This window comes from Chryseobacterium culicis (genome assembly GCF_900108365.1).
GTDB classification, from domain to species: Bacteria; Bacteroidota; Bacteroidia; order Flavobacteriales; family Weeksellaceae; genus Chryseobacterium; species Chryseobacterium culicis.
On sequence record NZ_FNWQ01000002.1, the window covers coordinates 1,017,697 to 1,042,624 of the forward strand.

Sequence of the window (24,928 nt, forward strand, 5' to 3'; positions counted from 1 at the left end):
TTAAATCCAGATCAAAAATTTATATATTGTGTGTGTACTCCGGATTGAATAAACTCCGGCAATTGAATAAAATGTATTATTTATAGTAAACCTGTGCTGAACCCGCTGAATTCCAAACGGTAACATCACTTACAGCTCCTGCTTCTCCTTCTCGTCTTGTCTGTAAAGAAAATATATAGCTTCCGGGAGCCAGGTTAGAAACGGAATATGCTGTTTTAAAATTAAAACAAACAGATGAAATTCCACTGTAATTATACCAGCTTACCATATTTACCGAACCATAGGTTGCCGATGCTGTTCCTGCCTGATTAATCTGGAAGCGTAATGAACCCAATGATTGGGCAGCCCCGCCTCCACATGCCAAACCTGTATAATACAATACGGTTTTTGTTCCTGCAACAGGTACATTAACAGTCACCGGAGAATCGTTCAGTGTATAATAAGATGTTCCGGCAGGTACAGCTTGTGCTGCAATTTTGGGCCCGTTGGCATTCGCATCCAGAATAGTAACATAAACATCGGTATTAAGATCCCATCCGCCAGCTCCGTTGGCCGTAAGTACTGCAAGCTTACCAGGTTTTAAAATATAGGAATTTCCATTTACAATATTGCTTCCCAAACGCAAAGTCTGTCCCGTAGCCGCAGTTAAAGTTAAAGTACCTGTGGTACTGTTGTTCTTTATAAAATATTTTCTGCCTGAGAAATCCGTTGCAGAGCCATCTGCTGCTGATGCTCCTGGGAGATTCAGAATTGAATTTACTGCTCCTGCAAAAGAAACATGATAATCATCACCTTTAAGATTGTCTGTTGTTGTTATTTCACGATAATTACCTTCAATAGAACCTCTGATATCCATGGTGCTGGAAGGCGCCGGTGTACCAATACCCACTTGGGAATAAATGTGTACAGATACAAAAAGTGTACTTGCTAATAATAATTTTGTCTTCATTATGAGTGTGTTTGTTGTGTTGGGGTATAGTTGATCTAAAACCCGCTGCAAATTTGTATATTTTTATCTTTTTCTACCAAAAAAACACCTATTACATAGATATGACAACATTGTAAACTACTGATTTTCAAATGGTAATAAATTGACTTTTTAAAAATAAAAATAGATCATCATTTAATAATTTCATTATTTTTTTAAATATGATTGATACTATATACAAATAAATAGAACCCGTTTCCTATAAAAATGGGTTCTATTTATTAAAAATTTTCACATTATAATTAGTTCCAGATAAAACGAGAATTAGCTATAAGCTTTTTGAAAATCCGGATTCTATATGTGGTATATCATTATATGTAAGTTTAAAAAAACTTTATATTTTTCATTATTCTTGTTAAAACTATTTCAGATAAACTTCTGCTCTGGGGCATACAACCACATGAGTAACTTTGTTTACATTCCCTGCTTCATCTTCTCTTACTGCCTCCAGGGAAAATCTGTAAGTTCCCGGTGCAAGATTAGGAATGGTGTATAATATGGCATAATCAGGTATGTAAGGAGTTAGCGTAGAAACACCATTCATAACAACCCAGTTTAACAAATCTACATCGTTGTAATAGGTAGTTGTAGACCCAATTTTTTGGGCAATTCGAAATCGCACTTTGCCATATGTACCACTGGAGCTGAATACTACCATAAAGCCATTAAAGCTTAATAATACTTTTGTATTGGAAGAAGGAACAGTTACAGTAACGGGAGAAAACGCCAATTCACCATAAGTCCCCGGAGCAGGTAAATCTTGAGTAGACACCGCACTAGCATTTGTCAGTACGGCTTGCAAATCCAAAATCTGCCCATTAACATCAACATCAATATCCCATCCATTGGTATTACCGGCTGTCAGAATTGCAGATTTTCCGGGTTTTAAAACGAACGAAGCACTGCTTGGAGTTATACCGCCTATACGCAGAATCTGGCCGCCTGCCGCATTCAAAGTTAAGTCAGATGAGGTGCTGTTATTTTTAATATAGTATTTTCTCCCTCTGAAATCCGTCACAGTATTATCTGTTGTAGACTTCGCGGGAAGAGTCAGATTTGAGCTTCCGGTTCCTGAGAAAGAAACATGATAATCGTCGGCTGCAAGAAAATTATTTGCCCCTGTAATTTCACGATAATTTCCTTCAACGGATCCTCTTATATCCAAAGTACTGGAAGGTGATGGCGTTGTTATACCTATCTGAGAATAAGCCTGTGCTGACAAAAATAAAGTGCCGGCCCAAAATAGTGTTTTTATATTCATTGTGTTTATTTCTGATTATGATGTAATTCTTATTTTATATAAACTTCTGCTCTTCCAGTAGAACCCATGATATTCACTGTTGATAATGTTGATGTTGATGTTACTATTTCTTTTCGAGCCGTCAGATAAAATGTATAGGTTCCGGGGGTAAGGCCCGAAATGAACTGCCCTACAGAGAAATTAAATTTAGGGGCACCGGTTCCGCTATATTCATACCAAGCTTTTCTTCCTCCCCAGGGATAATAATTAGTCATTGGACCTTCCTGCCTTACAGTGAATGTGGTAGAACCTACTGCATCAGCTCCACCTGGTATAGTTGCTTCTCCGTATCCCTTAAAATCCAGCAATACGACTGCATTTGAAGAAGGAACAACCACAGTAACTTGGGAATCAGTTAACTTATGCTCAGTAGTATCGCTATTCACTAAAGATACGGTTGCAAAAACCGGCCCTTTGAAATCCAGATCATAAAGTTCCCAGTTGATTTTCGTTTCCAGATCCCATCCATTAGCTCCACCAGCTGTAAGAACTGCAGAACTGCCCGGCCTCAGGTCAAATGTATTGCTATTAGCTGCATTACCTCCTAAACGAAGAATTTGCCCGCTTGCCGCATTTAAAGTTAAAACAGCTGATGCACTGTTGTTTTTAATGTAATATTTCCTCCCTCTGAAATCTGCAGATGTATTATCTGTAGCCGATTTTGAAGGAAGATAAAGGTTTGAATTTCCTGTACCGGAGAAAGAAACATGATAGTCAGTGCCAAGAAGAGTATATGAACCTGTGATTTCAAGATACTTTCCTTCAATAGATCCTCTTACATCAAGAGTACTGGAAGGTGTTGGCGTTGTAATACCTATCTGAGAATAAGCATGTAGCGATAAAAATAAGGTACTTGCCAGAATTAGCATTTTTTTACTCATAGTATGTTTTTGTTTTTTAAACTGCTTCAGGCGTGGAAGCATTTGCAAGTTTCCGTTGTCTTTTGATCAAATGGATAAAATTATTCCATTGGTAATAGGTTTATGTAATGGAAACGGAAATCAATTATTATTCGATGTTTTATATTAAAATGAATTGTAAAATGTGATGGTGATCAATAAATAGATACCTTATTTTACAAAAACATCCCCCCTTCCTATCGATTTCGAAACGATAAAGCTCGTTACAGAGCCGGTTTCTGCCTCTCTTAAGATCTGCAGAGAAAAGGTATAAGTACCCGGAACAAGATTTGCAAGATTATAGTCTGCCTTGAAATCGTAGGCCGTAGTACCTCCACTTGATCTGTTGTACCAACTTTGAGCACATGCCAGATCATACGTCGTAGTGGCTGCTCCTATTGTCTGCAAAAGTCTTAAACGTACTGTACCGAAAGAATTGGCAGTACCTGTTACAATTCCGTAGCCTGTAAACTTCAATAATACTTTAGCACCAGAAGCAGGTACTGTTACTGTTAACGGAGAATCAGTAAGGGTATAATAGTTACCTCCCCCGGGAATATTTTGTGCAGTAGTTCCCGGCCCGTTAGTAATCACATCGAAAAGCCCCCACTTAATTTCCTGAATATCCCATCCCTTAGCTTCACCAGCTGTAAGTACAGCCAGTTTTCCGGGTTGCAGAACAACGGTATTGCTGTTGGCATTCAGCATACCACCTGAACGGATAATCTGCCCGGTGGCAGCAGCTAAGGTTAAAACACTGCTGGTACTGTTGTTCTTGATGTAGTATTTTCTTCCCCTGAAATCTGCAGCTGAGCCATCAGTCGTAGATTGAGAAGGTAGATTTAAAATTGAATTCGATATTCCTGCAAAAGATAAATGATAATCATTACTATACAGGAAATCTGTAGTGGTGGTAAATTCGCGGTAATTTCCTTCAATAGATCCCCTTACATCAAGAGTACTGGAAGGTGTAGGTGTATTAATACCCAACTGAGAATAAGCATGTACAGATAAACATAATGTACCTGCAAAAAGTAGCATTCTAAATTTCATCAAATGTATTTTAAAGTTTAAAGAATGGCTTTTAAAAACCATTTGCAAATATCTACTACATTTTCACTTATCCCAACAAATGCCCTATTACATAAATATGACAAATCATAATTATTTTATATAAAATTATATTTCCACCTACCATAAATACCCAAAATAAATAGTATTATCTTATAACGAATTACTACTAAAAACAAAAACTGGTGAAACATTCTAATGTATCACCAGTTGTATAATAAGAGATTAGAGAAAAAGAATCAAAGCTTTTTCATCCAAACATAAATATCCTCATCCGAAGGAATATTCAATCTTTTTCTCAGCCTGTTCTTTCTGGTCTGTATAGATTGCGGCTGTACAAAAGTGTACGCAGCTATCTCTTTTGTGGAAAAATTAAGAAACAGCAACGCACAAAATTTCAGTTCTGTATTCATCAGCTGAGGTTCAATTTTTAATAGCTTCGGTATAAATTCCGGGTAAACCTCACGAAAGCGTGCAAGAAACTCTGTGTCATTATTTTTAGCCAACTGTATCACTTCATCAAAGGCCAGATTCAGTTTTTGGCTGAGCTCATGGGTTTCTGACTCTTTTACATTAAGAATTTTATTTTTTCTTTTTATTCTTTTATAGATGAAAAAGAAAACAACAGCAGAAATACCAATTCCTCCAATAATAATGTAAACTAACAGGTTATTTTTATCTTCCAGATGCTTTTGTTTTTCATCTACCAGAAGATCCACTGTATCCTTCAAATTATCCTCCTCCATTTTCTTCAACGCATTATTAATACTGTCAAATTTTATTTCATACTTTTTTTCCTGCTCAGTTTGCCCCTTCTTTTGATAGACCTTGGATATCAATTCGTACAATTCTGATAATTTTCTGAAATTCTTCGCTTTTGCAGCTAATTCTATTGCCTTTTCATAGTTGACAACAGCAGAATCATATTGTTTTTTCACATCGTTTATCTGTCCAAGAAGTTTAAACCTGGTAAATTCGCTGTTACCCAGCTGAACAGGTACGGATTCGGATAATTTTATATAAAACTCTGCAGAATCTATTTTATTTTGATTAATCTTGGCCTCTGCCAAAAGCCAAAGTGATGCTTTTATGCTGGTATTCATTCCCGCATCCATTTTTGGGTACTTTCTCAGCTCTTCAATCACCCTATGGGCATAATAAGTAGTGGAATCAAATTTTTTTTTCTCAAAATAGTTTCTGCTTGACTGCACTAGAAGCATCGCTTTTATAGCATGTCTGGTAGAATCATTTTTTATCTTATCTGCCATTACGAGACTCTTTCTAATCTTTTGTAATGCCTCATCATACATTCTAATTCCCCTGTAATTAATACTGTATAATATATTCATAGAAATTTCCTGATCTTCTTCATTGGCATTTTTAAATTCAGGCTCCATCATCTTGAGATAGTAGTTGCTTTTATTATACTTTAACTGCTGGGAAAAAGCAAAGGCCAGATTATAATACGCAGATAATCTGCCTTTCGGATAGTTAATGTCTTTAGCATCCTGGAGAATAGAAAGATTTAAGGTAATCATATCATCCATCTTCCCATCCGTAAGAAGGGTGTTAGATTTTTCCAGTTTCTGCTCAATGTCCTTTTGGGTAATTTTAGGCTGGGAAAACAGCAGCAATGGAAAAAAGAAAAAAATAATTTTCATCATGTTTTAGTATGTGTATGTGTTTATTGATATAACAGGCATAAAATAAAAATATTCTCTAATTAATACAAAAACAAAACCTACCTATAAAATTATGTATAAATAATAATAAATTCCAATATCAACTTGAGAAAGTTTTAAGAATATCCTGTCTTTTTTCTGTCGCAATAATAAATATTTAGAAAAAACATTTATCAAAAACACCTATGACACAGATATTACACAGGTATTACATAACTATATAACACCACTTGTAATTCACTTATGAACTGAACTTATAACGATTTCAGTTCTGATACATGATGCAGGCCAAGGCTATAACTAAAAAAACACAATAAATTGATTACCAAAACATTATAAATATTCAAAAGGAGATATCCTACTAAAAGATCACTCCGTTTAGTCATATGATACAACACAATACTAAAATCTGTAATATTTATGTTAGATAGTAAAATTATTTCAGAAACAGGTGTCCGTTACCATTAATTATTCAGGCATGAATTGTTCAAATTCAAAAAAAGCAAAAACTATTTCAAAAAAAATCTTCAGATAAAGTGGTTAATGATTTAAGCAGGTTTTAAGATGATAAATCAATATACAACAAAGTTGTTTTTCATAATATCAGAAGTTTCCATTTGCACAAATAGGCTTTTGTAAAAAACTGCAAATCAAACAATTAAAAACATGTAATACTTAAGTAATAGATACTTTTTTGTACAGAATCTATTTTTTTAAATAATATTGCAGCATCAAAATCAACACAAGATATGATTAACCCCAAAAAACAAGATATGAAAAAAATGAACCTCTTTACCCATTACAATATGTTTTATTGATGTTAATTCCCAAGTAGGGATAAAAACTATTAATATAAAATTATATAAAAGAAAATAAATGGATATAAAATACGGAAACTGTGATTATAAACAGTTTTACGAACGTTCCCACTGCTCATACTATTGTATAGCATGAGCAGGTTAATAATCTTATGATTTCATTCCCTCTATAACTTATAGGATTAAATATTTTATATCTATTTTTTTACGATTCTAAAACACACAAAGATGAATCAAAAGTATCTCTAAATATACAGGGCATTCCCTCTGCCCTGTAAGAGATACAAAACCAGAAAGTAACGCATTCTCTGTATAATAACCCTATATGGATAATGATAAGAAATACTATTTAAAGTTTTATACTCTTCATAGTTCCGGATCGCTGAATTTGAATGCAGTCCTTATTATTGAGTCAAAATTTCATATTTATTTTTTTTACGATTCTAAAAAACACACAGATGAATCGAAAGTATCTCGACAAACACAGGGCACTCCCTCTGCCCTGTAAGAGATACGGAAAACAAAGTAGAAATATTGAAATTGCCCTCTCTACAATCCCGGATATGAACATTTAAAAAAATCTATGCGCTGGAAAGAAGATTATGTTACCCATTAATCAAAGTGTAATATCTATGTAATACATAATTTTTTGCAAACAATTTGTCTTTCAAATAGTTTTGTAAGCGCAAATACACATTTTTTAAAAACTTTAAATACAACTAACATGAATAAAAAATTATTTATCCCTTTGACAGCTCATGTTGTTATTTCTGGGAAAAAGCAGGAACAGCCAATCGATTCTCTCTGCCAGGTATTACATCCTCAAAAGAAGATTCTATTTCAATAGTCGCATAGATATTAATAATACACATGAGGTATTAACCAAAAAGTTATTTTCAATTTCAATGATAAAATTTTTCACTGTCTGAATAATGAAATGGTTTTATCATTTAATATTTATTTACTATGCTTTTTAAAAATATTCATATAGGTGAGCTGATACAAAAAAGAGTGGTAGAAACTGATATTTCTACAGAAAGGCTTACTAAATTTTTGCAATGTACTGAAGATGAGCTGGAAAAAATGTATACGCGTAAATCATTGGACACAGAGATTCTGCTGAAGTGGAGCAAGTTACTTCAATACGACTTTTTCCGAATGTACTCCCAGCATCTTGTCCTCTATTCTCCACCATCATCTTCAGAGTATTATCAAAAGATAAAACAGCAAAAAACACAGCTTCCTGAGTTTAGAAAAAATATTTATACGGTTGAAATGATTGATTTTATCATGAATCTGATCAAAACAAATGAAAAAACAAAGAAACAGATAATGGAAGAATATCGAATTCCTAAGACAACTCTATATAAATGGCTCAAAAAATATTAAGTGTCATATTGATTACCATCTGAGTATAAAAATCTTTGCACAAAGCAGGCTGTTAAAGCTGCCAACAATATTTTAATATTACTTTTCTATTCATTTCCCCAACTTTTTTTATGAATAAATCCCTTAGATTCACTTGTAAATTTGATTTTTTTTTGGTTGGGGATTTTTTTTTACTCCATCTTAGGTAAGCCGTTTTCAACTTCCAGCAAGACACTGCCATTCAGTCTTTGTATTTCTATATATATTAAATTAAATTTCTCCCTTGCGTAAAAGGTTTCCAGAGAATAAGTTACAGGATCTGACTTGCTTAATTTCGAAACATTATTATTTTGATTTTAAAAAAAAGGATATAAAATTTGTTTTATTGACCAATCGGTCATATATTTGTATCGTTATTTAGCATTATCATGGCAAAAGGGGAAGAAACCAGAAAATTCATTATAGAAAAAGCAGCACCTATTTTTAATACAAAAGGGATTGCAGCCACTTCTATGAGTGATATTATGGAGGCGACCAAACTGTCTAAAGGCAGCATGTATGTTCACTTTGAAAATAAAGAAGTTCTGGCCTGTGCTGCGGTAGAACATAATATGAATATGCTTGCTGAAAGACTGCAAAGAACTTTAAGCCGATACAAAACATCTAAAGAGCAATTATTCGCTTATACTGATTTTTTTAGCGACCCCAATCATCCTCCGGTTGTTGGTGGATGTCCTTTATTAAATTTCGGTACGGAAGCAGATGATACCAATCCTGTTGTAAAGGAAAAAGTAAACCGTGCTATTCAGCAAAGTCAGAAATTGCTTTCCGGTATTATTGAGAAGGGGATTTCAAATAAAGAATTCAAGGCAGACTGGAATGCCGCAGATTTTGCAACAGTTTTATTTGCTATGCTGGAAGGTGGCCATCTGATGGCCAGAATGTCTGGCGACAATGATAGAATGGAAGTGATTGTCAGCAATCTAAAAAAGATGATTGAGGAAAACAGTGTCTAATTTTTTTTATCCAAAATATGACCGATCGGTCATTTAAATAAATTTTATTCATAACAATTAATAAAAAACAAAAAAATGTCAAAAACAGTTTTAATTACAGGTGCATCAAAAGGTTTCGGAAAGGCATGGGCAGAAGCGTTTTTAGCAAAAGGTTATAAAGTAGCAGCAACCGCCAGAAATGTAGAAACACTTCAGGATCTTCAGGAAAAATACGGAGATTCGGTACTGGCTTTAACTTTAGATGTTGATAAGCGGGAAGAATCTTTAGCTGTGGTGCAGAAAGTACATCAGCATTTTGGCAGCATTGACATCCTGATTAATAACGCGGGATATGCTTTAACCGGTGCTATTGAAGAAACAAACGAACAGGAAGCGAGAGCGCAGTTCGAAACGAATTTCTTCGGAACATTATGGCTTACACAAGCGGTACTTCCGATTATGAGAGAGCAAAAAAGCGGCCATATCATTCAGGTTTCTTCTATTTTAGGATTGGCAACTTTACCTACTATGGGGCTTTATAATGCATCCAAGTTTGCTCTGGAAGGGTTAAGCGAGACATTGGCCACAGAAGTGAAAGGATTTGGTATTCATGTTACTTTAGTAGAGCCTAATGGCTATGCTTCCAATATCTGGCATACAGGAATCAATACGAAAAGTAATCCGGTTTATGACGGTGTGAAAAAGGCTTTCTCAGAATCTGAAACTTCTTTCGGGGAGGTAGACGCTACAGCACCGGCATTGATTAAATTAGCAGAAACTGAAAATCCTCCTTTACGCTTACTGCTTGGCAAGGTAGCTCTTCCGTTTGTAAAACATAATTACGAGCAACGTTTAAAAGTGTGGGAAGAATGGAATGATGTATCTGTAGAAGCTCACGGATAAATCCCAAAAAAACATTCACACAATAAGCTCCGTTTTCCAGAAAGCGGAGCTTGTTTTTTATTTTGATTCGATAATTGCCCATTGTACAGCAATTTTTTTAGAGTAATCAATTTTCCAGTTTACCTCCGGCAATGTCTATTTCACGAATAAATATGGCTGCCTGAACAGAATTTCCATTGATCAGCCGCTCTTCAGCGTATAATTTTGTCTCATCAAAAAAGAAAACAGATTAAAAAATCTAATTCAAAAAACAATGAAAACAACAATTTCAACTCTATTTTTAGCAGCGGCTTTTACAATGAATACTCCAACAGTTTCCAAAGCCCAGGTCACCAACATGAATGCTGCAGCAGCAAATTCTGACACCAGTATCCGCCCTTTTCATATTAACATTCCACAGTCTCAGCTGGATGAGCTTAAAAGACGTATTTCCGAGACCCGTTTTCCTGATAAAGAAACCGTTAAAGATGCATCACAGGGTATTCAGCTGGCTCAGTTAAAAGAACTGATAACATATTGGGGAGACGGATATGACTGGAGAAAAGTAGAAGCACGGCTGAATGCTCTGCCACAGTTTGTAACAAGAATTGATGGTATTGATATCCAGTTTATCCATGTCCGTTCAAAAGAATCTCATGCATTGCCTGTCATTCTTACGCATGGCTGGCCTGGTTCTCCGCTTGAATTTATTAATGCGATAGAGCCTCTGACAGATCCCGTAAAATATGGTGGAAAAGCAAGTGATGCCTTTGATGTGATCATCCCTGCAATTCCGGGCTATGGCTTTTCAGAAATTCCAACTGAGCTGGGCTGGAATCCTGACCGTGTTGCCCGTGCCTGGGATGTTCTGATGAAAAGACTTGGCTATAAAAAATATGTCTCTGAAGGCGGAGACCATGGTTCTGTTATTTCCGATGCTTTGGCAAAGCAGGCTCCTTCCGGTCTTTTGGGAATTCATCTTACAATGCCGGCCACTATTCCTGCTGAACTCGTGAAACCAATCAATGCGGGAGATCCTGCTCCATCCGGACTTTCAGCTTCAGAAGCACAGGCTTATCATGCCATGAGTACTTTCTTCGGAAGAAATGCAGCGTACGGAGGAATGATGGTAACACGCCCGCAGACAACGGGGTATTTACTTTCCGATTCCCCGGGTGCTTTGGCAGCTTTTCTTTATGAAAAGATTGCGGAATGGAGTGAAAGCGATCTTCATCCTGAAAATGTAATTGGACGTGATGCCATCCTTGATGATATTACCCTTTACTGGCTTACCAATACGGGAGCTTCTTCATCCCGTTTTTATTGGGAAAATAACAAAAATAATTTCAGTGCTGAAGCGCAGAAAACAAAGGATATTAAAGTTCCTGTAGCGATTTCGGTATTTCCTCATGAGATCTACCAGGCTCCTGAAAGCTGGTCAAAACTTGCTTATCCTACTTTATACTATTATCATAGAGCCCCAAAAGGCGGACATTTTGCAGCGTGGGAACAACCGCAAGTCTTCACAGAAGAGCTTAGAGCGGCTTTTAAAGATCTAAGAAAAAAGCTTTAACAATATAATAATGTCAACAATATCATTTAATCTAAATAAAAAAATTATGGAATCAAATAACATCCATGAAATAGAAAACTCTCAGGTAATATCTGTCAGCAAAGTACTTTATACCGGGAAAGTTCTAACAACAGGAGGGCGTGACGGGAAAGCTAAAAGTAACGACGAAAAGTTAGATATTGAACTGACTTCTCCCGGAGCCCAGGGAAACGGCACCAATCCGGAACAGCTGTTAGCAGCAGGCTGGTCTGCATGTTTTATCGGAGCTATGCATTTAGGAGCATCTAAAATGAAAATCGTTCTTCCTGCTGGTTTGTGCATCAATGCATCTGTAGATCTGGCAACTTATAATGAAGGCTTTTTGCTTCAGGCTTATTTGGAAGTCCATCTGCCGGGTATGCCAATAAGTGAAGCCAGAAAAGTGGTGGAAATGGCACATGCAACATGCCCTTATTCAAAAGCAACCCGTGGAAATATTAATGTGAAAATAGATGTTGTGGTGTAATTGTTCGAATGGTCTTATGACTTTTTGATTGTAGATCTTCCTTACCTTTTTGGTGAGGGAGGTTTTTGTAGGTCAGAAGGAGTCTAAGGTTTCAGCTTAAAAATAGTATTTCCCGCATAACAAAAGGAGAAACTTTATGTAAAAATCAAAAAAAAACAGAAAAATATAATTCAAAATAATGAGATTTTGAATCTTTTTCAATACATTTGCGGCTTGATTATCTCATTAATTTGAGTTTCATGGTTATTAGTTTTTATCCCCAGGACAACTGGGGATTTTTTTATTCAAACTATTTGCTGATTAAAAGGTTTAGAAACCAATCCAGTAGATGTGAAACAGCAGATATCCTCAGATTCTTTTCCGATAACACAATTTATTTCTTACTCTTATGGCTGGGGCCTTTATTTGAGCACCCTGGTAGATCAGATTTCAAATAAAAAGTCCATTTCCGGAAAAACCGGAAATGGACGCACCACTTGATCATCATCCAAATCACAACTAAACTATGAAAAGTGAGGCAATAGCCTGAGCATCACTGCCACTTAAAATTTCGTCATAGGCAGCAGAACCTGCTGCTGCTCCAAATAAGGTTCCTGTATTGTAACCTGCCTGATTGACATTGTCTTCACCGGCATAAACAGGATTGGTTGCTGAAGGCATATTTCCTCCATTGGCCAGCTCAATCCAACCTTTATTGGCTCTCATTCTTCTTACCTGGGAAGCATGTCTGGCTTCCACAGAGTGAATCTGTAAGGCGGCCTGAAGCACTACTTTATTAGACATTACGTTTCCGGCCTGCCCTTTATATGCTCTTACTCCTGTGTCTTCAAATGCCTGAGCGAGGATAAGAAATTGGTTATAATCTGTAAAAGGCATAAAGCTTCCGCTGGCTGTAAAATCAAATGTAGGCTTGCTTCCAGGAGTTGTTCCTAAAGAGGTAAGGGTACTTTTCAGAAAGCTAACGTGGGCTGATTCATGTTTTGAGATCTGCATAAAGACTGTTCTGTCTGCACTGGGAATCAAACCTGGCGTAGCTAATCCGATGCTGTAGTATTCATTTTCAAGGTATTCCAGTACAAGAGCCAGTTGTAAGGCATCAGTAAGGGCGCTTTTCATGGCGCTTCCTGTTAATTTTGTTTCTGTAGTTTCTGCTTTGGCAGTGGTAGTCATCAATGCTCCCAGGCCAAGCGGCACCGCTGCTGCAGCTGCTTTTTTTCCGAATAATGACATATTCGTAATGGTTTCCAGTCTTGAAGCTTCTGTGGTGAAAAATTTATCATGAGAAAGCTTATCCAGTAATTTAAGAATATTCATAATGTTAATTTTTAGGGTGAATGATTAGTTAATGCCTCTTTCTTTCCAGGTAAAAGGTGTTTTAATAAATGCTCCGGCAGCCATTACAATGTCTTTAGGCTCTTTTGCCAGGTCAAGTCCGTTAGCATCTATCACATCATCTCCTGAAAAATCAGCAGATCCGGGATTAATCAGATTTCTGATAGCAGAAGCGTGTCTTGCTTCCACCGAAACTATTTTACCGGCAATCACAAGATAAGCGGCATTGGTAATATACTTTCCGGCACCATTATAGGCAGCCACTCCGGTATCTTCCAGCGCTTTTGCTGTGGCTAAAACTGAATTACGGTCACTAAAATTCACATTAGGGTACTGGAACTCAAGCTTAGGAAGCACGTGGTCTGTAGCACCACTGATGGCTGCTTTAAAGAAATCGCGGTGAATCACTTCATGATGATAGAGGTCTGTGAAAACTTCTTTTTCAATACTGGAAATCCCTGTATAAAAATTATTCACCACTTTGGTATAAAAATCTGCTTCCAGCTGTTCGAGCGCGTAGGCATAGTTTAATACCCCTACATCGCCTGTTCCAAGATCATACTTGGATTCTTCTATGATCTGAAAATCTTCATTGTCATCGCATCCTATTAAAGTAAGGCCTGCGACTGCCAATCCTACTCCACTTAATTTTAGAAAGTTTCTTCTGCTTGTATCAAGGGTAGCACCCTGATTAGAAACCTGAATTGTCTTTTTCATACTATTAATTTTTTTAGTGTTAGGATAAAGAAAGAAAACAGCACATTTCAGTATGCTGTTTTACTTCTTACAATTTGTTAAGGCATTAAAACGGTATCAATTACGTGAATTACCCCGTTAGATTGGTTTACATCTGCAATAGTTACTTTGGCACTGTTACCTTTTGCGTCTTTTATATAAAGATCTTTTCCTTTAGTCCAGAACGTAAGATCTTCCCCCTGTACTGTTTTCATCATGCTTTTTCCGTTTCCGGCTTTTACAGCAGCCCATATTTCTTTTGCACTGTATTTTCCGGGCAGAACATGATACGTAAGAATGCTGGTAAGCGTTGCTTTATTTTCAGGTTTTACAAGATTTTCTACCGTTCCTTTCGGAAGTTTTGCAAAGGCAGCATCAGTAGGTGCCAATACGGTAAAAGGACCTGCTCCCTGTAATGTTTCTACCAAACCGGCAGCTTTTACTGCTGCAACCAGAGTTTTGTGGTCTTTGGAGTTGACAGCGTTTTCAATAATGTTTTTGGATGGATACATGGGTGCTCCTCCTACCATTACTGTTTTTTCTTTCATCGTTTGTGCAGTTACCTTTCCGCTGAAAGCAAATGATAAGGCTACCATTGCTAAAACTGTGATTTTTGACTGTGTGTTCATCGTGTTGATTTTTAATTAATTATATTTAATTGTGCTTTTAATGTCATTTACGAGGTTGGTTTTATTTTAGATTGAAAAAAAATGAAATTAATTTTAAACACCTCATTATCAGTATATTATTTTTTATCAGGAATAAATTCAAGGCAGATAGAGTTCATGCAGAACCTTTTTCCTGTAGGTTTCGGACCGTCGTCAAAAACATGCCCCAAATGAGAGTCACATCTGCCACACAATACTTCTGTACGTTCCATATGATAAGAAGTATCATTTCTATATTGTACACTGTTTTTACGGATAGGCTGATAAAAAGACGGCCATCCACAGGTAGTTGCAAATTTGGATGTTGAAATAAAAAGAGGATTTCCGCAGACTGCACAGTAATACGTTCCTTTCTCATCAAATTCATAATACTTCCCGGTAAAGGCTGTTTCTGTTGCTCCTTCCCGCGCTACCTGATAGAGTTCCGGTTTTAAAATTTTTTTCCATTCGGCATTGCTTACTTTGAGCACGTTTTCTGCTGTATGAGAATAATAGGGATTTTTGGTTTTAAAAAGCTGGCTCTGTGCTTTATAGGTATTTATGGAGAGTGCAATACACAAGGCAAGTACAGCTCCCGAAGTGAACTTTTTCATTTAAATATTTTTTAATTATTTACTTAAAACCATGTACGAAATAAAAGTTACTATAGATTTTTTTGGGAATATGTTTTATTTTACTACATTTGGGTAGAAAAATAAACGCTATTAAAACAACCTATTCGGAAGAGGAACTTATCGTTTTATTACAAGAAAAAAACGAAACTGGTTTTCATTATCTGTATGACCACTATTCTGGTGCGCTGTACGGAATCATTCTCCGAATTGTTCAGTCTAAAGAATATACTGAAGAAGTTATTCAGGATGTCTTTGTTAAAATCTGGAATTCTATTCATCAATACGATGCTTCTAAAGGGAGATTTTATACCTGGATACTTAATATTGCAAGAAATACAGCTATTGATTATTTAAAATCAAAAGGATTTCAGAACGAACTTAAAAACCAATCACTTCCAGATTTCGTATATAATTCTGCAGCGCTTTCAACGACCAATAATTCTTCCGATTATATCGGATTTAATAATGTACTTGAAGGTCTGGAGAGTGACAAGCAGGAGCTTATTGATCTTGCTTATTATCAGGGATATACCCAGCACGAAATATCCGAAAAACTGAAGATTCCACTGGGAACGGTAAAAACGAAAATGCGGAATGCACTGATGAAATTAAAAGATTTGCTAAAAGATTATCAATAAAATAAATTGAACACTAAAGAATACATATCATCCGGAATTATAGAATCTTATATTCTAGGCCATGCTTCTCCTGAGGAGGTGGGGATTTTGGAGTGTGTGATGAAAAATAATGCTGAAGTAAAAGCGGCTTTTGAAGAAGCCCAACAAACTTTGGAACATCTGGCTACAGCCCAGGCTGTAACACCTCCAAGTGATTTGAAATCTAAGATCTGGAATAAAATTCAACAGGAGCAGACTTTTGAAAAGGCAGCTCCTACTCTTTCCGTGGATATTCCTGAAACAAAAAATCATACCGAAACCGCAGAAAGAGTGATAATTAGGGAGAACAGCAGCTGGAAACCCTATGCAATAGCAGCTTCTGTATTATTCCTGATCAGTGTTGCCGGAAACGTATTTATGATGAATACCCAATCATCTGATAAAAAACAGATGGCTTTACTGGCTGCAGAGACTAAGCATCAGAATGAGCAGATGAAAAAGATGAATCAGAAGCTTGATATGTTCTCGAATCCTGATATGAAGATGGTAATGCTGAACGGTGTAGAAAAGCACACCGACGCAAAAGCAATGGTTTTTTGGGATAAAAAGACAAAAGAAGTCTATCTGAACGCTGAAAAACTTCCAAAAGCTCCTGAAGGCATGCAATATCAGCTTTGGGCTATCGAAGACGGAAAACCTGTGAATGCAGGAATGTATACCGAGGAAAAGGACAGCCACATTGCTTTGGCCAATATCCCTGATGCTCAGGCTTTTGCCATTACGCTTGAAAAAGAAGGAGGAAGTAACGTTCCTACTATGGAAAATATGTTTGTAATGGGAGGAGTTTAAACTCTTCCCATTATCAATTTCCAAAATTCACAAAATGCGGAACATCTGTTGCAAAATTATTCATTGGTAAAAGATTGTTTCTGTTGCTATTAAAATCAAAAACCGAATTATTATCAAAAGGTACCCGCGGATAGTACATGAATGAGATCTGAATTCTGTTGAACACCAGATAAGGGTTGTTAATTAAAACACCTATTCCTACTTTGGTATTTGCTTTTGTCTTAAATAGCTTATCATCCGGCATTCCCAGCCATCCTACAGCAGCGGTTAAGTAAGGACTGAAATGAAAATTCTTCCAGGTTTTGTTGACAAACAGCTGAAGCTGATATCTTAAAACCAGTTTTTTAGTTCCGATATAGTCAGCGTTATAAACAGGAAACTCATCGGCAGAAGAAAGATTGATTCTATCTTTATAAGAATAGTTGTGCTGAGGATTTCCCAGCGCTAAAGTAGGCGAGAAAAAATGCCGTGCCTTCGCAAATTTCCAGTCCATTAGGTTCGTAAAATAGGTGGCGTCAAAACGGAAAGATTCCCTGTTCTGGCTGTCTTCGTTAAAAAATCTTCCAAACTGTCCTTTCACGGTAAAGTAGCCCAGTTTTGTAAAAGTACCGTATGAGGCGGAAATTCCCACATAAGGATTCACTTCTTTATTTCTGGATAAACCTCCTCCAATAATATTTACCGAATTACCGTAAGCAATATCTTCAGGCAGATCATATTGGAAAATATTTCTCTGAACCGAAAAGTTTCTCTGGATAAACCCAACAGACATCAGAAAGCTATTGTAAGAGCTGAAATACTTATACTGATCAATCCCGGGACTGTCTTTGTACTGGTAATTCTGAAACCTCCCTATAATGGCAATATTGCTGGATACTCTTTCGCTTGTATCTGATGAAACAGGAATCTGGTAACCTCCCCATAAATCCTGATTATACACCTTGATCTGAACTTCCGGAAAAGTAGTATCTGTTTCTGTGGGAAGAAGAACATGACGCATAAAATATTCAAAAGTAAAGCCGCCCGCCCATTTTGTCAATGGCGAGAAAAAGTCTCTTCTTACATTGAAATTGATTCTTTCATTTCTGTAAAAATCCCTTTCGCCTAAAAGCTGAGCATTGATATAAGTGCCGAATAGATTATACGCTGTATAGCTTCCCAAAAGATAGTTCTGATGTTCTTTGGAATCATTTCTGTAGAGGAAATCTAACGTATGTCCCAGACCCAGCACATTTTCTTCAGTCACTCCTAAACCGATCTTACTTCCGGAATAGCTGATTCTCGGCTTCAGACTCCAGGAATCGAGCACCTTTACGACAACATCTATAGAATCTCTGCTTGAAGTACTATCTGAAACGCTGATATTCACTCTGTTTATAAAAGGCATGGTTCTCAGCAGACGTTCAGATTCATAGAGCTTCTGCGCGTTGTATTCTTCTCCTTTCTTAAAAAGCAGGTAGTTATCAACTGTTGACTTTTTGGTACTGGCATGAAGATGATCAGCCACCCAGTCATACCATCTCGATCTTTCTTTGCTGTCTCTGGAATTATATCCAAAAGGATCAATGGTTTCTATTCTGATATTTCTGATATGTTTTTTATTGTAGGCCTCCTGCGACAGTTTCTCCGTTCTGGAGCTTACAGAAGTTGAATCCGGTTCCCTGCGGAATATAAAGCGATGAATGAATTTCGTCACTTTTCTCTTGTCTGAAAATTCTTCTATTTTGTAGTACAGCGAGTCTTTCTTCTCCTGCGCACTTAAAAAAGAAATACCACTTAATAAGAAAATCAGAGTTACAGTCTTTCTAGTCATTAGTCATCAAAATTCAATTCAGTTTGTAGTATCAATTTATACGCCAATACTTCTGCAATACCTACCACATTAAGGAAATTTTTCTATGCTAAGCTTATTTTATGAACTATTTTAATTTTAAAGTAAACTCATCATTAAATAGTACCCATAATTTATAAAAAACTCTTTCTAAGGCTTAAAAAAGAAGTACACTACAGCTGCCCATTCCTTTTTAATACCTCTGGCATAACCTAACGTGCTACGGCTCGAATTTTCAACAGTACCATCATCTTTGATATAGCCTAACGTGGAATGGCTGCTGTTTTCAATGGTTCCGTCCTTTTTCACATACCCTATTGTTGAACGGCTGCTGTTTTCAATGGTTCCGTCACTTTTTATATAACCAATCGTTGAATGGCTGCTGTTTTCAATAGTACCATCGCTTTTGATATAGCCTACCGTTGAACGGCTGCTGTTTTCAATGGTTCCGTCACTGGTAATGTAGCCAATGGTGCTTCTGCTTTCAGATTCAATTGTTTGTGCTTTAGTCAACGTTACTACTGTAAATGTAATGACAGCAAATACTATTTTTCTCATGGCCCCGGTATTTTAGCTCTAATGTAAGATTCTATTTTGTTTTTTTGAATTTAAAAGGTATAAAATCAATTTAATATTTTAGGGTATACAACAAAAAAGCCCCTTAAAAAAGGAGCTTTGTGACCGCAGAAGGATTCGAACCCTCACTGTCGGAGCCGAAATCCGAAGTTCTATCCATTAAACTATGCAGCCGTATTCATCAGTGATGAATGATAGTAATACCTGATTACTAATCATTTATACGTTAGAAAGTAATTTTCACGCCTCCCAGAATCTGTGCACCCAGGACTTTGTAGCCTTTGTACGTCTGGTATTTTGAGCTCAGAAGATTATTTCCGAGTGCGAAAATACTGAAATTTTTGTGAATTTTATACTCTGCGGAAAGATTTAAATCAGCATATCCACCTACTTTATCATTGGTATTCTCTGTAGACTGGTAAATTACATTCGGAGCGCCTACCCCTTCAATCGCATAAGAGTTTGTTGTTCTGTCACTTGCGAAGATTCCTTTGAATCCAAGCAATAGCTTTTTATCAAGCATAGTATATTTTGCCCCGATGCTCGCATTGAATAAAGGAACGTTATAAATATTGTCGTAAGTCTTCAGATCATACTTTGTAAACCTTAATTCTCCATCAATAATAAGGTTGGCCAGCGGGAAATACTGTACACTCCCTTTGATATCACTTACATTTCCGTCATCATAAACCGCAGAGAAGGTATTGGCAAAATTATAGGCAGAACGGTTAACAGAGGTATTATCGAAAAGACCATTGGCTTTAAAGAACATAATATCCCGCATCTTTCCATAGCCTGCAGAGAAGTCGTATTTCAGCGTTTCATCAATATCTCCTCTCAATCCTACATAAAAGTGATATTTAGTCTGTGTAGGTGTTAAATACTGGTCAGAAAGGATAAAAGGATTAGTCTGTAACATATCTCCATAGGTATTCAGCTTCAGACCTCCGTCTACCCCTCCGTAGAATTTAAATTCGTTCGCTGCCGCAAACTGGAACTCCGCCTGTGGGAACCAATAGGTTTTATTATTTTTCTGAGAAAACAGTTCCGCAGCATTTTTAGCATTCAGGAAAGAGAATGAAGAACCTAACATCAGATAAGAGTCTCCTTTTCTGAACGTCACTTTCGGAGTAAGGCTTGTATTGAAGAAATTGGAAGAGTTTTTATCCCTGATTGCAAAATCGGTCTTCACCGCATCCAATCCTACTCCCAGATCAGCATTCAGGTTAATTCCTGACTTTCCTAATTCAACAGCATGCTTGGAGAAATTGGCAAGGATAGAGACCTGGTTTTCCTGAGCATCAAAATGGTCTTTCAGGAATGATGATTTTACCCTTACATCATTTAAGATTTCATTGGAGTAAAAATCATAGTACCCATTCACTTTAAACTGATTGACTTTTTGCTTCAGATCAAGCTCTCCCGTAGGCTGCATGGCGTAAATTCCGTAGTAATTATAGCTGTCAAGGCCATATTCGGCATTAAGGTTGAATTTCCCTTTTTCTCCATAAGAGTTTAAGAAAGCACCGACATTGGCTGAAGTCTGCCCGGATTTCCAGTCATACTCTTTTTTAAGACCATTGGTGGAAAGAACGTGAACATCGGCTCCTACTTCAAGCTTATTTTCAAGAGTTTTTGAAACATTTCCGTCTACCAGCACTTTTCCGTAATTCCCCATTCCGAACTGGAAATAGTTATTCTGAGCCGTTCCGTCAAATTTTGGAGCTACGTCCTCCCCCTGGATCGTTGAAGTTTTGAAATCAGAAACAGCAGGAACATCGGTGATGGTATATTTCACAGGATTCTGCGATTTCTCTTCCGGCGGATAGTTTTTAATGGTTTCCACAGAAGTTTTCTTCTTTTCGATCTTCTTCACTTCCGGTTCTCTCTTTTTGTTAAGGACCAGTTTTTCCTCCTTGATCTGGGAAAACGCCACGGACGAGACCCCTAAAAATAATATGGATAATATTTGAATCTTCTTGTTCATATTTTCTTTATTTGAAAAAAATATATAACGGGTTTTTTATTTATTGGAAGCTATATAACTGCCTAATAAAGCTTTGCCCGACTGTTTTGAAAAAGTTCTCCCGAGTCTGAATATATTAAACAGCCAAAGGCTTTGATAAACTTGTAATTTGTATTGATAATTTTTCGTTGTACTGTTCTCTGCCAGATCATAGCTGTAAGCAATATCGTAAGGAAATCCGGAAGGCAGTAATCCTACGGTGAGCATACTTCCAATCATTGGGTTTCCGCAGGGAGGTGTACGCTTCATCATGGGATGCAGGGTGATCTTAGCTGCATGGGTACTGTCTTCTACAATTTCATAAATATCAGAATGTTTTAAAATTTTAAATTCACTTTCAAGATCCTTATTCACTACAAAAACTTTCTGCTTTTTAAAATCAGCTGTTGCATGGTTATACTCCTTTGGATATGCACTGTACGATGGAATGCAGCTCCAGAGAGAGCAGGAAACTAAAAAAGAGTATATGGCAATTTTAAATACTTTCATCCCCTATTTCTTAATCTGCTTTTTAACTTCTTTAGCTTCTGCTACAATTTCAGGGAAATCTTTATAGTTTGCGATGATCTGATCACACGTATAACTTGCCTGATAATTGTCTTTCAGACCGATATAGTTTTTCGCCATCAATACCAATGCTTTTGCTCCCCAGAATTCTTCCGATGCATAGTTATTGGCAAGCTTGAAGATCGTTTCATTAGACGACTTAAATGCTTTTCCTTTGTTCTGATAGTATGCTTTAGCATATAAAGCTTCCGCAGCTACCGAAGTATTGGATGATTTTTCAAGAGAAACGTAAGCTGCCTGTGCATCCTTATCCTTTCCTGAGTTCATCAGACTTCTTGCTTTGATCACTTTTGCGGTTTCAATAACGGCCGCTGAGTTTTTAGAATTCGCAATCACTGCGTTGGCTAATTTTTCAGCTTCTGAGAAATTATTTTCGTCTGCGTATAGTTTCATTAACTCTACATTCGCATAGTTTTTAATGCTGATGTTGGAAGAGTTTTTAATGCCTTCAAGGTACTTTTTAGCTTCTGTAGTATTCCCCTGCGCAATAAAGATTTGAGCTAAACGAGTTTGTGCATCATCTTGATAATCATTCTGAATTCCAGCCACTTCCTGAAGCACAAGTAAAGCTTTGGTTGAATTGTTAGTCTGATAGTAACTTTCTCCCAATTCATATTTAGCCTGGTACAATCCTTCCCCTGTTGGGTTCTGTGTCAGATACTTTTCGTAGTAAGAAATTGCACTTTTATAATCTTTCTTCGCAAAGAACTGCTTAGCGGTTGAAAGGTTGATCTCATCAATTTCAGCAGTGTCTACATTTACACCGGCATTTCTTGCGAAGTTTTCATATCCGGAAACATCTCCGTTCTTCGTGAAGATCGGTTTGGCCGCCTGCACCACTTTTTGGGCATAGGCCGTATTTTTATACTGCTCACCCAAAGATTTCAGTTCAGCAAGCGCTTTATCATTCTGGTTCTGATCAATATAATTCTGAGCTCTGTAAATAGATGCGTTGGCTATCAGATCTTTGTCGGACGAACCTTTTATTACTTTTCCAAAATAATCATTGGAGTTCCCAAAATCATCCTGAGCGGCGTAAGCTGTTCCGATTTCATATTGAGCGTCATCATAATATTCGGAATCCGGATATTTAGATAAAAGATTTTTAAGATTGGTGATTTTCGCCTGGGTATCCCCTTTGAAGCCTAAAGCCATCGCTTTCTGGTACAACGTGTAATCCGTAGCATCTTCATTTTTATCATAGATGGCGATAGCTTCGTTCAGATCATTGTTGGCATAATGAATATCAGCAAGACGAAGTTCTGCATCATTTTTAAATTCCGGTTTCGGGTTGGCAAGATATTGTTTGAAATAAGTAGCCGCCTGATCAAATTTCTTTGATTTAAAATAGGCATATCCCAAATCATACGGAAGCTGCTGTTTTTCAGGGAAGCTCTCGTTCAGAAGCTTTTCATAACGGACAATGGCCGAAGGATAATTTCCTTTCTGATAATACACCTGTGCCAGCCAGTATAAGGCTCTGCTGTTAAATTCTTTATTGATATTGAAACCAAGGCTTCTTAAGAAATATTTCTCTGCCTCATCGTAATTTCCTTTGTTGAACTCTTCAGTCCCCAATAAATAAGAAACCTCCTGGTCTACTTTGTTGATCTCAGGAGTAGAACTCTGCAGCCTGTCAATAGCATTCAGCGTTTCTTTATAATTTCCGGAATACAGATAAGATTTCACCAATAATGACCTCATTTCTGTGGCATTGGCTCCATTCTGATTTTCGTTGATATAGCTTTGGATGACCGCTGATGGACTTTCAAACGGGTTACCGATATCGTAACTAAGTTTAGCATACTGCTCATGAGCCAGCTTTTTCACCTTTGCATCGTAATCCATCTGGTAAGAAGAACGGAATGCGGAAAGCGCTTCCTGCTTTTTATCTACTGCCAAGTAAGCATTTCCTAGCTGGTAATAAGCATTTTGTGCTAAAGCAGAATTACTGTTAAGGAGCTGGTTGTAGTAAGAAACCGCTTCATCATATTTTTTAAGCTGTGCCGCTACAAATCCCATCTCATACAAATCGTTTTCGGATGGATTCTGCTGTACGCTCAGATAATCTTTCAAATGTGGATAGGCAGAACTGTAATCATTCTTCATGAAGTAACTCTCTCCTATGATCTTATGAACTTCCGCTTTATAAGAATCTGAAATATTTTCTTTTAACAGAGCATTTCCTTCCGTGATTGCCTGATCATAGTTCTTATCATTGTAATACATCTGTACATAATAAGGACGAACCAGCTTTGAGAATTTATCCTGATCTTTTATAGAATCAAAATACTGAAACGCTTTATCATTTTGTCTGTTGCTGTAATATAAATGACCCAGCATGTATGCGATATCTCCTTTCTGGGACTGATCAGCTGTTTTATAAGCTTCTTCCAGAGCATCAATAGCTCCTTTGGAGTCACCCGTCATGAATTTTGCATATCCCAGCTTCAGAATATACTGTGTATTTTCTTCTTTGGAAAGCTGATACTGATTCACTTTTTTCAGAGTTTCCAGCGCTTTGTCAAAATCTTTTTTTGCCAAATAGTAATCTGCCAAAGGAAGATTGGCCTGAGCAAAATAAGCAGAATTAGGATATTCTCTGATGAAAGCCGTTAACCCCTCTTCGGCATGATTTTTCTGTAGAATCACACCAATGACATTATCAAAAAACTGCGCAGCCTCCTTCTTCGAACGCGACAAATTCTGATTGTAGAAATATTGTCTTGCATATTCGTATTGTGAAGCGTTGTATATTTTGGTCTGATAAAGATTTTCGGCTAGATTAAACCTGTAATTTTCTTTCTGGGTAAAATATTGAGACTGCTGAGCATCGGAGATTCCGAAATAAATGACCGCAGCCGCTAAAAGTATTTTTTTTGATTTCATTCTTCTTGATATAAGAAAATTAGTCTAAATAAGTTAACGAAAATATTAAAAACTTATTGTTTAAGCAAGTTTTAACAGAGTTAATGGTTGTTAATACTTATTCACAGCCACGAAAAATTTCTCACGTTGCAATGATAAAATTT

At 36.8% G+C, this 24,928-nt stretch carries 21 protein-coding genes and 1 tRNA gene; 7 read left to right on the forward strand and 15 right to left on the reverse strand.

Annotation, left to right across the window (positions count from 1 at the left end; genetic code table 11):
* Nucleotides 1–76 precede the first annotated feature (76 nt).
* The 5 genes from BLW74_RS10985 to BLW74_RS11005 form a co-directional block, all read right to left on the reverse strand.
* Nucleotides 77–949 (reverse strand): hypothetical protein, encoded by an 873-nt coding sequence (locus tag BLW74_RS10985; RefSeq protein WP_139265728.1) that lies wholly within the window; start codon nt 947–949, stop codon nt 77–79.
* Between the two features lie 400 nt (nt 950–1,349).
* Complete coding sequence (locus tag BLW74_RS10990; protein ID WP_089692443.1) at nt 1,350–2,249, reverse strand: hypothetical protein; 900 nt, start codon at nt 2,247–2,249, stop codon at nt 1,350–1,352.
* A gap of 29 nt (nt 2,250–2,278) precedes the next feature.
* On the reverse strand, nt 2,279–3,169 hold the full coding sequence (locus BLW74_RS10995; RefSeq protein WP_139265729.1) for a hypothetical protein: 891 nt from the start codon (nt 3,167–3,169) through the stop codon (nt 2,279–2,281).
* A gap of 189 nt (nt 3,170–3,358) precedes the next feature.
* Nucleotides 3,359–4,240: a hypothetical protein gene (locus BLW74_RS11000; protein WP_139265730.1), complete on the reverse strand. Its 882-nt coding sequence runs from the start codon at nt 4,238–4,240 to the stop codon at nt 3,359–3,361.
* Nucleotides 4,241–4,497: 257 nt separating this feature from the next.
* Nucleotides 4,498–5,922 carry a hypothetical protein gene (locus BLW74_RS11005; RefSeq protein ID WP_089692446.1) on the reverse strand — a complete coding sequence of 475 codons (1,425 nt, stop codon included), beginning with the start codon at nt 5,920–5,922 and terminating at the stop codon, nt 4,498–4,500.
* 1,802 nt (nt 5,923–7,724) lie between these two features.
* Here BLW74_RS11005 and BLW74_RS11010 point away from each other — a divergent pair.
* The 5 genes from BLW74_RS11010 (at nt 7,725) to BLW74_RS11030 (ending at nt 12,081) form a co-directional block, all read left to right on the forward strand.
* A complete protein-coding gene (locus BLW74_RS11010) occupies nt 7,725–8,147 on the forward strand; it encodes a transposase (protein WP_089692447.1) in 423 nt (140 codons plus the stop codon).
* 407 nt (nt 8,148–8,554) lie between these two features.
* Nucleotides 8,555–9,142, forward strand: a complete 588-nt coding sequence (locus BLW74_RS11015; RefSeq protein ID WP_089692448.1) for a TetR/AcrR family transcriptional regulator — start codon at nt 8,555–8,557, stop codon at nt 9,140–9,142.
* Between the two features lie 75 nt (nt 9,143–9,217).
* Complete coding sequence (locus BLW74_RS11020) at nt 9,218–10,024, forward strand: SDR family NAD(P)-dependent oxidoreductase (RefSeq protein WP_089692449.1); 807 nt, start codon at nt 9,218–9,220, stop codon at nt 10,022–10,024.
* 253 nt (nt 10,025–10,277) lie between these two features.
* Complete coding sequence (locus BLW74_RS11025) at nt 10,278–11,576, forward strand: epoxide hydrolase family protein (RefSeq protein ID WP_089692450.1); 1,299 nt, start codon at nt 10,278–10,280, stop codon at nt 11,574–11,576.
* A 46-nt stretch (nt 11,577–11,622) separates the two neighbouring features.
* Entirely contained in the window at nt 11,623–12,081 is a 459-nt protein-coding gene (locus BLW74_RS11030) for an organic hydroperoxide resistance protein (RefSeq protein ID WP_089692622.1), read from the forward strand.
* 498 nt (nt 12,082–12,579) lie between these two features.
* Here BLW74_RS11030 and BLW74_RS11035 read toward each other — a convergent pair whose 3' ends face one another.
* The 4 genes from BLW74_RS11035 to msrB all read right to left on the reverse strand — a co-directional run bounded on the left by BLW74_RS11035 (nt 12,580) and on the right by msrB (nt 15,409).
* Nucleotides 12,580–13,395, reverse strand: a complete 816-nt coding sequence (locus BLW74_RS11035; RefSeq protein WP_089692451.1) for a ferritin-like domain-containing protein — start codon at nt 13,393–13,395, stop codon at nt 12,580–12,582.
* 24 nt (nt 13,396–13,419) lie between these two features.
* Complete coding sequence (locus BLW74_RS11040; protein ID WP_089692452.1) at nt 13,420–14,130, reverse strand: ferritin-like domain-containing protein; 711 nt, start codon at nt 14,128–14,130, stop codon at nt 13,420–13,422.
* 77 nt (nt 14,131–14,207) lie between these two features.
* Nucleotides 14,208–14,777 (reverse strand): fasciclin domain-containing protein, encoded by a 570-nt coding sequence (locus BLW74_RS11045; RefSeq protein ID WP_089692453.1) that lies wholly within the window; start codon nt 14,775–14,777, stop codon nt 14,208–14,210.
* Between the two features lie 116 nt (nt 14,778–14,893).
* Nucleotides 14,894–15,409, reverse strand: coding sequence for a peptide-methionine (R)-S-oxide reductase MsrB (gene msrB, locus BLW74_RS11050; RefSeq protein WP_089692454.1), 516 nt, complete (start codon nt 15,407–15,409; stop codon nt 14,894–14,896).
* Between the two features lie 89 nt (nt 15,410–15,498).
* On the opposite strand from msrB, the gene BLW74_RS11055 reads away from it, so the two are divergent.
* Together BLW74_RS11055 and BLW74_RS11060 are read left to right on the forward strand one after the other, a co-directional pair.
* Complete coding sequence (locus tag BLW74_RS11055; protein ID WP_227413203.1) at nt 15,499–16,068, forward strand: RNA polymerase sigma factor; 570 nt, start codon at nt 15,499–15,501, stop codon at nt 16,066–16,068.
* 6 nt (nt 16,069–16,074) lie between these two features.
* Entirely contained in the window at nt 16,075–16,896 is an 822-nt protein-coding gene (locus tag BLW74_RS11060; RefSeq protein ID WP_089692455.1) for an anti-sigma factor, read from the forward strand.
* Between the two features lie 13 nt (nt 16,897–16,909).
* Here the strand turns inward: BLW74_RS11060 and BLW74_RS11065 are convergent, their stop codons facing one another.
* The 6 genes from BLW74_RS11065 to BLW74_RS11090 form a co-directional block, all read right to left on the reverse strand.
* Nucleotides 16,910–18,709, reverse strand: a complete 1,800-nt coding sequence (locus BLW74_RS11065) for a POTRA domain-containing protein (RefSeq protein WP_089692456.1) — start codon at nt 18,707–18,709, stop codon at nt 16,910–16,912.
* 168 nt (nt 18,710–18,877) lie between these two features.
* On the reverse strand, nt 18,878–19,285 hold the full coding sequence (locus BLW74_RS11070; RefSeq protein ID WP_089692457.1) for a 5-fold beta-flower protein: 408 nt from the start codon (nt 19,283–19,285) through the stop codon (nt 18,878–18,880).
* A 120-nt stretch (nt 19,286–19,405) separates the two neighbouring features.
* Nucleotides 19,406–19,477 (reverse strand) — tRNA-Arg (locus BLW74_RS11075).
* Nucleotides 19,478–19,529: 52 nt separating this feature from the next.
* Nucleotides 19,530–21,290: a TonB-dependent receptor gene (locus BLW74_RS11080; RefSeq protein ID WP_089692458.1), complete on the reverse strand. Its 1,761-nt coding sequence runs from the start codon at nt 21,288–21,290 to the stop codon at nt 19,530–19,532.
* Between the two features lie 36 nt (nt 21,291–21,326).
* Nucleotides 21,327–21,818, reverse strand: coding sequence for a hypothetical protein (locus tag BLW74_RS11085; RefSeq protein ID WP_089692459.1), 492 nt, complete (start codon nt 21,816–21,818; stop codon nt 21,327–21,329).
* 3 nt (nt 21,819–21,821) lie between these two features.
* Nucleotides 21,822–24,785, reverse strand: a complete 2,964-nt coding sequence (locus BLW74_RS11090; RefSeq protein ID WP_089692460.1) for a tetratricopeptide repeat protein — start codon at nt 24,783–24,785, stop codon at nt 21,822–21,824.
* Nucleotides 24,786–24,928 lie beyond the last annotated feature (143 nt).

What these genes read in the sequence shown, in the direction of transcription:
- BLW74_RS11010 (WP_089692447.1), top strand. Translation starts at nt 7,725, where the DNA reads ATGCTTTTTAAAAATATTCATATAGGTGAGCTGATACAAAAAAGAGTG.
- BLW74_RS11065 (WP_089692456.1), bottom strand. Translation starts at nt 18,709, where the DNA reads ATGACTAGAAAGACTGTAACTCTGATTTTCTTATTAAGTGGTATTTCT.
- BLW74_RS11035 (WP_089692451.1), bottom strand. Translation starts at nt 13,395, where the DNA reads ATGAATATTCTTAAATTACTGGATAAGCTTTCTCATGATAAATTTTTC.
- BLW74_RS10990 (WP_089692443.1), bottom strand. Translation starts at nt 2,249, where the DNA reads ATGAATATAAAAACACTATTTTGGGCCGGCACTTTATTTTTGTCAGCA.
- BLW74_RS10985 (WP_139265728.1), bottom strand. Translation starts at nt 949, where the DNA reads ATGAAGACAAAATTATTATTAGCAAGTACACTTTTTGTATCTGTACAC.
- BLW74_RS11030 (WP_089692622.1), top strand. Translation starts at nt 11,623, where the DNA reads ATGGAATCAAATAACATCCATGAAATAGAAAACTCTCAGGTAATATCT.
- BLW74_RS11025 (WP_089692450.1), top strand. Translation starts at nt 10,278, where the DNA reads ATGAAAACAACAATTTCAACTCTATTTTTAGCAGCGGCTTTTACAATG.
- BLW74_RS11080 (WP_089692458.1), bottom strand. Translation starts at nt 21,290, where the DNA reads ATGAACAAGAAGATTCAAATATTATCCATATTATTTTTAGGGGTCTCG.
- BLW74_RS11090 (WP_089692460.1), bottom strand. Translation starts at nt 24,785, where the DNA reads ATGAAATCAAAAAAAATACTTTTAGCGGCTGCGGTCATTTATTTCGGA.
- BLW74_RS11040 (WP_089692452.1), bottom strand. Translation starts at nt 14,130, where the DNA reads ATGAAAAAGACAATTCAGGTTTCTAATCAGGGTGCTACCCTTGATACA.
- BLW74_RS11015 (WP_089692448.1), top strand. Translation starts at nt 8,555, where the DNA reads ATGGCAAAAGGGGAAGAAACCAGAAAATTCATTATAGAAAAAGCAGCA.
- BLW74_RS11005 (WP_089692446.1), bottom strand. Translation starts at nt 5,922, where the DNA reads ATGATGAAAATTATTTTTTTCTTTTTTCCATTGCTGCTGTTTTCCCAG.
- BLW74_RS11070 (WP_089692457.1), bottom strand. Translation starts at nt 19,285, where the DNA reads ATGAGAAAAATAGTATTTGCTGTCATTACATTTACAGTAGTAACGTTG.
- BLW74_RS10995 (WP_139265729.1), bottom strand. Translation starts at nt 3,169, where the DNA reads ATGAGTAAAAAAATGCTAATTCTGGCAAGTACCTTATTTTTATCGCTA.
- BLW74_RS11020 (WP_089692449.1), top strand. Translation starts at nt 9,218, where the DNA reads ATGTCAAAAACAGTTTTAATTACAGGTGCATCAAAAGGTTTCGGAAAG.
- BLW74_RS11045 (WP_089692453.1), bottom strand. Translation starts at nt 14,777, where the DNA reads ATGAACACACAGTCAAAAATCACAGTTTTAGCAATGGTAGCCTTATCA.
- BLW74_RS11000 (WP_139265730.1), bottom strand. Translation starts at nt 4,240, where the DNA reads ATGAAATTTAGAATGCTACTTTTTGCAGGTACATTATGTTTATCTGTA.
- BLW74_RS11085 (WP_089692459.1), bottom strand. Translation starts at nt 21,818, where the DNA reads ATGAAAGTATTTAAAATTGCCATATACTCTTTTTTAGTTTCCTGCTCT.
- msrB (WP_089692454.1), bottom strand. Translation starts at nt 15,409, where the DNA reads ATGAAAAAGTTCACTTCGGGAGCTGTACTTGCCTTGTGTATTGCACTC.